Genomic DNA, 8,212 nt, shown 5'->3' on the forward strand with positions numbered 1-8,212 from the left:
CTTTGGCTTTTCGGCAGAAAATGCATTTTCATCTAATTTCTCATTTCAGTATATGTTGCAGGGGGTAGATAATGATATCTTAGCTAATTGAGCAAGATTCTTATATTCGTAATCACCATAACCATTTGTTGTTCCCAACATCCTTAAATATGGAAGAGGTAATTTATTTTGAAGGTCTTTTTTTACAACATGTTCTTTATTGTATATCATAAACCCATTGTCCAAGCAGACAAGACTCAATGAATCATTCAGGATAGAAACATTTTCGTATGCGTTTACCAATGATAAGTTCATCCCTAAGTTGTAGCTTTCGAGAATAGATGCCTCATAGCCATCATATGAGAATTTATAAATCGAAGCATCTGTAAGTGCCCAGAATAGATTTCCACGAATATGTACAATTTGCTTTAGGTTCTTTACATTTTTAAAGCAATCATTCAGTATTGTATTTGAAACTATTTTATTTGAAATATCATCGTAAGTATAAAACTCATTATTTCCAAGCAAAACAACACGTCCCCCTACCTTAAACATTTTCATTTTGTATGGGAATCCATCTTTATTACTTCCGCCGTAATATGAGAATGTTTCAAAACCCGAGAGATCGTCTCCGAGTTTACATCTATAGATACCTCTATTAGCATGTTCTAACCAAATATTACCGATATGATCAATATCCGCATTAATTATTGGCTCTGATATCTGCTTCGGCACATAAACCTTATTTGTAGCGGGATCTACAATTTTTAGAGACTGATAGGTGGATAGAAAAAGTAAGTCTTTCTCTTTATATTTTGCTTGCATGATGTTGTAGACACCCGTATGTATATCAAATACATCTGAAACTGAAAGGTTACTATTTATTAATTTTAGACCCTTATTATGACAACAGTATAGCTTTCCATTGACAACTTTTAATGTCCAGACTTGTCCTTGTGTCCCATTTATCAGTTTCATATTAGCCAAAGCTTCCGGCTTTCTCAGATCTTCAGCAGCTATATAAAACACACCCTGATTGGTAGCAACAAACAATTTATCATTCCACAGAGCGCCACCGTATACAGCACCGGTTTTCCCTCCTTTATCTATATAGCAGTCCATATTCTCTATATGCTGTATATAAGAGATGCCTTTATCCAGAGCAGCCCAGACATTGCCTATATTATCTTCATAGAGGGACAGCACCGTATTATTCTGGAGGGTATTTATAGTAGATAGATGATCCAATATATTACCATATTCGTCAACCTGATAAATACCATCTAATATAGTTCCGAAAAAATAAACACCCTTCGATGAGAGTATACCACAATTAAGCTCAGCTGAGCTTAAGGTAGAAGATATTGCAGAATTCCATTGTTTAAAGGTCTTTCCATCATAAATATACATCCCTTTTGTAGATGTACCTATAAGATATTTATCAGTCGAATATGGCAATATAACTCTAACATCGTTATTCGTAAAGATTTCACTTCCTTCTATCTTTGTTAATGTAGTTCCTTTTAGGCGATACAATGCTCCAAACATCTGTTGCACCAAGAATTCATTTCTTACCTTAGATAATAATAAGAAGCCTCCATTAAAAGGTACATGCTTCACCGTTTTATAGTCGTACATATAGATGGACGAAAAAGATTGGAAATAAACACAATCTTCCGCAATCCAGATCTTCCAGAAATCATCATTTTTAAAAAGAGCTTTATCCAGTTGATCACTTAAAGAATTGTAGACTAATTTCCCTGAGATATCCCTATCCCATCGACCAAACTCCTCATAACTGCCCGTAAAAATCGTTTGATGCGAAAGAACTGCTACCGAACGTGCTATTAGAGAATTAGGTATACGGTTTAGCTTCCATTCGACACCGTCGAACTCCAACAAGCCTATGTCGTTACCAAAATACATTATTCCTTTTTCGTCTTGCGCTATCGACCAGTTTTTATTATCGGCTCTATACATGTTCTTGGAGAGGTTGATAACATGTGGTTTATTTGCCGAAATTGAAATGAAAGGAAGGAAGGTTAGGAATAATAAAAAGATATATTTCATTAAATTATTCATTCAGGTTGAATTTACAAAGAGCTTTCTTATTTAAGACATCAAAAATACTACTTTTTTATGGATTTTGTTTTCAGATGGATGTCAATATAATGTCTTCAATCGTTTTGCCTTTAGAAGTTCATAAGTTATATTTGTATGCAATAAAAAATTAATATCAGAAAATCATGAAAATCGGGATAGACCTAGGAGGAACCAATGTTAGAATGGGTGTTGTTAATAATGGTGTCATTGTAAAAAAAATATCGGAACGATGCAAAGCAGACCAGCCTGAAGACGTCGTTATAAAACAATTAACAGACATGCTTCATCAAATCATATCGCCTGAAATAGAAAGTATAGGCATAGGCGTACCGTCTGTAGTTGATGCACAAAAAGGTATCGTATATAATGTGATGAATATCCCCTCGTGGAAAGAAGTATATCTAAAAGAAATATTGGAAAAAGAATTTAATATCCCTGTCTTCGTAAATAATGACTGTAATTGTTTTGCTCTTGGTGAGTATCATTTTGGAGAAGGAGCCGGATCGAAAGATTTAGTCGCCGTTGCTTTAGGAACAGGTGTAGGCTCAGGGATTATTATCGATGGCAAACTATACAATGGAGGAAATACAGGAGCCGGCGAAGTCGGATGTATTCCTTATCTGGAGTATGATTATGAATCTTATTGCAGTAGTTCTTATTTCACTCGTGTACATGGTATCACTGGTAAGGACGCTTTTGAAAAGGCTAAAGCCAATGAAGATGTTGACTCCATCATTCTATGGAATCAGTTTGGACACCATGTAGGCGACCTGATGAAAGTAATTCTTTTTGCTTACGACCCTCGAGTGATTATTTTAGGGGGAAGTATAGCCAACGCTTACGAATATTTTGCTCCTGCCATGATGGATAGCCTTGATAGCTTTCCTTATCCCGAAACAGTAAAGAATCTGAAGATATATACATCTAAAGTAGACGATGTTGCTATACTGGGAGCATCAACCCTAAGCTAAATTAATAGCCATTATACAGAACGAAGTGAAGAATCATAAATTATAGATTCTTCACTCCGTCAAAAAACAATAAGAATAATATCTTATCTCTCCCACTGCTGTAACTCGGCTACAGCTAGCTGATAATCTCGTTCTGTCTCTAGATATTTATCCACTGTTTCATAATACACCGACAACTCTAATAGATAATTAATAAGGGATAATTGCCCCTTATCCAATGCTACTTTAAGCAAATCCTGACTACTGGTAACACTCAAAGCTTGTTCATACTCTTTTAACAACAGTGATAATTTCTTTGCTTTATCATACTGATTCTTCAAGGTATTCCTGAATTGTAACTCAGAGTCCTCATGCTGCATCTGCAATGCTACCGTTTGGGCTTTCTGATGCTTCACTGTATTTTTCCCTTCCCACAAAGGAATGGATACGCCAACCGAAACACCCTGAAATGTTGTGCCCGATACTCTTTCGCTGGCATAGCCTGCTGTTATCTTAGGCAGATTCAAAGCCCTTGTAAGCTGTTCCTGCTTCCTGCTCAGCGCAACATCTTGTTCGGCTACACGTAATGAAGGATTATTAGCCTTTACTATTGCAAACCATTCTATAAAGTTCAGAGGAAAGGTAAAATCTGAATAACGATTAAATTCTCCAACATCCAAACCTCCGTTCAATCGCTGCAACTCAGATTTGGATAAATTCAAATCAACTTCATTGATCTGCAAAGCTTTTTCAGCATTTAGTAAGTTCAACTTCGTTTTATTACGCTCCAAAACATCGATATTTCCCTGATCAAAACTCTTCTGATATGCATCAGACAGTTCTCTGGCTTGTTTCAGTCGATCCGATAGTATCTTGTTCATCTTCGTTTGATAAACCAGTTCTACACAGATTAAGCGAGCCTGTTGCAAGATCTCCACTTTCTGTTGATCATAGATCATATCTACCTGTTGGTTTTTTCCATCAGACAATTGTGTCTTATAGCGATATGCTGTAGGAAAATCAAACGACTGGGTTACATTAAGGTCTACACGGTTACCTTCTCCGGAGGGACTTCCCCACAGATAACCGAATTCCACTTCGGGATTGGCCATGTTTATGCCTGTTTTGTTCCCTATTTTATCTGCATTAGCTTTCTCGCGATACGCTTTCAGTGTTGTATTATTCATTTCTATCTCTTTCAATACATTATCGAACGAGACTTGCGCCTGTGCACTGAGAGCTAACACCGACAAAAGAATATATATTATTGGTTTCATACATTATCACTCTTTTATTAAACAATTTCTTCTTTTACAGTCTTTCTATTTTTCAACATCCTGTATATTATTGGCACAATGTACATATTCAACATGGTGGAAGTTAGCAGTCCGCCCAAAATAACCTTAGCCATAGGGCTCTGAATTTCATTACCAGGCAAACTTCCTTGTACAGCAAGAGGTATCAAAGCCAGTCCCGAAGACAAAGCCGTCATCAAAATAGGATTCAAACGATCAAGCGATCCTTGCAATATACTCTTATTCACAGAATATCCTTTGTTTCCCAAATCGTTGTAATGAGCCATCAGCAAAATTCCGTTTCGCGTAGCAATACCAAACAAGGATATAAATCCGATAATGGCCGGAATACTGATCTCTCCGGATGTAAACAGAATAGCATACACTCCACCAATAAGAGCCAGAGGAAGATTAAGAAGAATTACAGCCGATTGTGTAACACTTCTAAACTGATTAAAAAGCAATAGAAAGATAATAAGAATCGCAAAAACAGAAGCGATCAGCAATATCTGCGATGCCGCCTGTTCACTTTCAAACTGTCCTCCATATTCAATATGATATCCTTCAGGCAACTGAATATTATTATCCAAATTATCCTGAATTTCATTTACGACGCTTCGCAAATCTCGTCCGGCAACGTTTGCCGACACGACAATCTTACGTTGAGCATTCTCCCTATTGATTGTATTAGGGCCCGTAGAGGATGATATATCTGCAATATAAGCAAATGGGACTTTGAGGCCGTTAGCATCTATCATCAGATTTCTGATCTTCTCGGCTTGGTCTTTATAGTTCTCATCTACTTTTAGCGTCAAGTCAAAACTTTTTCCTGCATCATAAACCTGAGAAACAACTTCACCCGAAAGCATTGTAGTTACAAACTCAGTAAATTCGGGTAAAGTGATACCATATTTTGCCAACAGTTCGCGCTTAGGGACAATCTTTAATTGGGGACGTTCTACCTGCTGCTCTACATTCAAGTCGGCAACACCGTCTATGCCCTCTATCTTCGACTTGATCTCATTTCCGAGAGAGAATAATTTATTCAGATCTGTCCCAAAAATCTTTATGGCAATATTGGCTTTGGTGCCCGAAAGCATATGATCGATACGATGCGATATCGGTTGACCTATTTCCACACTAATTCCCGGTATGGTATTCAGCTTATCCCTAAGCTCCGCCAATACTTCCTTCTGAGGACGGTCTTTCAAGATAAAAGGTGCTTCAATCTCAGAACTATTTACGCCAAAAGAATGCTCATCCAATTCGGCACGCCCGGTTTTACGTCCTACGGTTTGTATTTCAGGAACGCTAAGAATAGCCTCTTCCGCCATTGCAGCTACCTTATCAGATTCCTCCAATGATATCCCTGGTAAGGTGTTTACTGTTACAGTAAAAGACCCTTCATTAAATGGCGGTAAAAAATTGCGCCCAAACGTGAAAGAGATAGCAATAGCCGAAATCAACAACAAACCTGTTATTCCCAATACTATCTTTTGTTTCTCTAATGCCCAATGTAAGCTTTTTTCATAGATAGCTTTAAGCCTTACTACAAATACAGATTCTTTTTCTCCCTTATCTTTCTTATTATTTGCGAGCAAATAACTACACAAAACAGGAGTTACTGTAAGAGCTATAATTGTAGATGCGAAAAGAGCAACGATAAAAGCTATACCCAGAGGAACAAGCATACGCCCTTCCATACCGCTAAGGAAAAATAAAGGAGTAAAACTTGCGACAATAATCAATGTTGAATTCAAAATCGGCATACGGACTTCCTTTGATGCTTCGAATACAATAGTAAGCACACTTTGTTGTTCCTCTTTTGGCTTTTTCCGATTCTCTCTCAAGTGCTTAAATACATTTTCAACATCTATGATAGCATCGTCTACCAGCGAACCGATAGCAATAGCCATCCCTCCCAAGCTCATTGTATTGATCGTTAAGCCCATCAGCTTGAGAGCAAGAATAGATGTCAGTAAAGAAAGTGGTAAAGCCATTAAAGAAATGAAAGTGGTACGACCATTCATCAAAAACAAGAACAGCACGATGACTACAAAAATAGAACCTTCATAAAGCGACTTCTGCACATTATTAATAGAGTTATTAATAAAACGTTCCTGACGGAAAATATCTGTTGATATTTTCACATCCGCAGGAAGTCCCTTTTGCAAGTCAGCGATAGAAGCATCCAGCTTTTCACTCAGCTCGATAGTATTTGTATTGGGTTGCTTGGTTATAGTCAGCAATACGGCAGATTTTGTTTTTTCGGAAGCGACACCTAATTTAGGTGTTTTTGCTCCTATCTTTACATCTGCAACATCGCTGATCAGAATAGGACTTTCTCCTACTTTCTTTATAACAGCTTTGCCTATTTCTTTTACATCGGCACTTTGCAGAACACCTCTTACTATATATTCATTCCCGTACTCATACAATACACCTCCCGATGCATTCTGATTCATATTACGCGTCACTTGCAACACTTCATCCAGCGTAACACCGTAATGTTTCATACGCCCCGGATCGAGTAATATCTGATATTCTTTGATATCTCCACCTATAACTGTCACCTGAGCCACACCACCTGTAGATAGTAAGCGTGGGCGTATCGTCCAATCGGCAATAGTGCGAAGGTCTAATAAAGATGTAGAGTCAGCAGTAAGGCCGATAATCATCACCTCTCCCAGTATCGAAGATTGTGGTCCCAATGTCGGTTGTCCGATATTCTCGGGTAAAGCATCACCCAGAGTAGCCAGTTTTTCGGTTACTATCTGCCGAGCTTTATAAATATCTGTACCCCAATCGAACTCGACCCATACAACAGAGAAACCTGTAGTAGATGAGGAGCGTACCCGCCGCACATCTGTAGCACCATTCACTGCTGTTTCGATAGGAAAAGAGACCAAGCGTTCCACCTCTTCCGAAGCCATCCCATTCGCCTCTGTCATTATCACTACAGTAGGGGCATTGAGATCAGGAAATACATCTATCTCCATATTCTTAGCAGTATAAAGCCCGCCAAGCAATAGGAGTACAGCACCGATAAGAACAATCAGCCGATTGTTCAACGAAAATTGTATTATTTTATTCAGCATATCTATTCCTCCTCAATTTAATGTTCATGAGCATGAGGGATTGCTGATGATGTAGAAGCTAACTTGACATGATATGCTCCTTTACTTACTACTTTATCTCCCTTCTTCAGACCTGACAAGATTTCGACATGATTGCCATCATTTGCACCCAAAGTAACTTCCTGCTTGCTATAAGCATCATCGTGAGATTGCAAATAAACGAAATACAGGCCTTGTTCTTCGATTAAAGAAGATACAGGTATAGAAATAACATTGCTACGCTGTTGTCCTAAGAGATAAACCTCAACATAAGAGCCGGAAATTATTTGACCGATATTATCAAATTCAAAATTGACCGGAACATAATATTCTTGACTAGAAGAAGACTTTCCGTACGATACCAGCCTTCCGTTCAAAGCGGAAAGGGTATAAACCGTCTTATCGTAAGGCGTTTTGAAATTGGCGGATATTACAGCTCCTAAATCTTTAAAATAACGTTCCGAAACGTCAGCTCTTAGTTGCAATCTTCTATTTTGCGTAACGGTCATTAAAGCTTGCCCTACTTCCACGTATTGACCTTCATTAACCAATTTAGTCTTTATAAATCCAGTTATTGGTGTTGAGATTCCCACGCCCTTAGCTGTAGTTTTCTGCCCAATAGCATGATAAGCAACCTTAGCATTTTCGTAGTTCAGCTTGATCTCGTTATATTCTTTTTCGGCAATAAGCTTATTTCCGATCAAAGATTCAGCTCTCTGATATTCCTTCTTAGCAATCTCGTATGCGGACTTCGCTTTTGCTACAGGGT

General features: G+C 38.0%; 5 protein-coding genes. 1 reads left to right on the forward strand and 4 read right to left on the reverse strand.

From position 1 onward, the window contains the following. Window positions 1-45: 45 nt before the first annotated feature. A complete protein-coding gene (locus tag LDB17_RS06375; RefSeq protein ID WP_393924940.1) occupies window positions 46-2,061 on the reverse strand; it encodes a hypothetical protein in 2,016 nt (671 codons plus the stop codon). A gap of 164 nt (window positions 2,062-2,225) precedes the next feature. Between LDB17_RS06375 and LDB17_RS06380 the strand changes: the two genes are divergently transcribed. Beyond that, complete coding sequence (locus LDB17_RS06380) at window positions 2,226-3,053, forward strand: ROK family protein (RefSeq protein ID WP_252636625.1); 828 nt, start codon at window positions 2,226-2,228, stop codon at window positions 3,051-3,053. An 83-nt stretch (window positions 3,054-3,136) separates the two neighbouring features. Here the strand turns inward: LDB17_RS06380 and LDB17_RS06385 are convergent, their stop codons facing one another. The 3 genes from LDB17_RS06385 to LDB17_RS06395 all read right to left on the reverse strand — a co-directional run. Then, on the reverse strand, window positions 3,137-4,309 hold the full coding sequence (locus tag LDB17_RS06385) for a TolC family protein (protein WP_252636626.1): 1,173 nt from the start codon (window positions 4,307-4,309) through the stop codon (window positions 3,137-3,139). A gap of 17 nt (window positions 4,310-4,326) precedes the next feature. Beyond that, a complete protein-coding gene (locus LDB17_RS06390) occupies window positions 4,327-7,425 on the reverse strand; it encodes an efflux RND transporter permease subunit (protein WP_252636627.1) in 3,099 nt (1,032 codons plus the stop codon). A 17-nt stretch (window positions 7,426-7,442) separates the two neighbouring features. After that, the coding region (locus tag LDB17_RS06395) for an efflux RND transporter periplasmic adaptor subunit (RefSeq protein ID WP_393924941.1) at window positions 7,443-8,212 on the reverse strand (770 nt) is incomplete at its 5' end.

The sequence above is a fragment of the Dysgonomonas sp. Shenzhen-Wh21 genome (genome assembly GCF_043392705.1).
Lineage (GTDB): Bacteria > Bacteroidota > Bacteroidia > Bacteroidales > Dysgonomonadaceae > Dysgonomonas.

Coding starts and splice junctions, on each gene's coding strand:
- LDB17_RS06375 (WP_393924940.1), bottom strand. CDS start 2,061: ATGAATAATTTAATGAAATATATCTTTTTATTATTCCTAACCTTCCTT.
- LDB17_RS06380 (WP_252636625.1), top strand. CDS start 2,226: ATGAAAATCGGGATAGACCTAGGAGGAACCAATGTTAGAATGGGTGTT.
- LDB17_RS06385 (WP_252636626.1), bottom strand. CDS start 4,309: ATGAAACCAATAATATATATTCTTTTGTCGGTGTTAGCTCTCAGTGCA.
- LDB17_RS06390 (WP_252636627.1), bottom strand. CDS start 7,425: ATGCTGAATAAAATAATACAATTTTCGTTGAACAATCGGCTGATTGTT.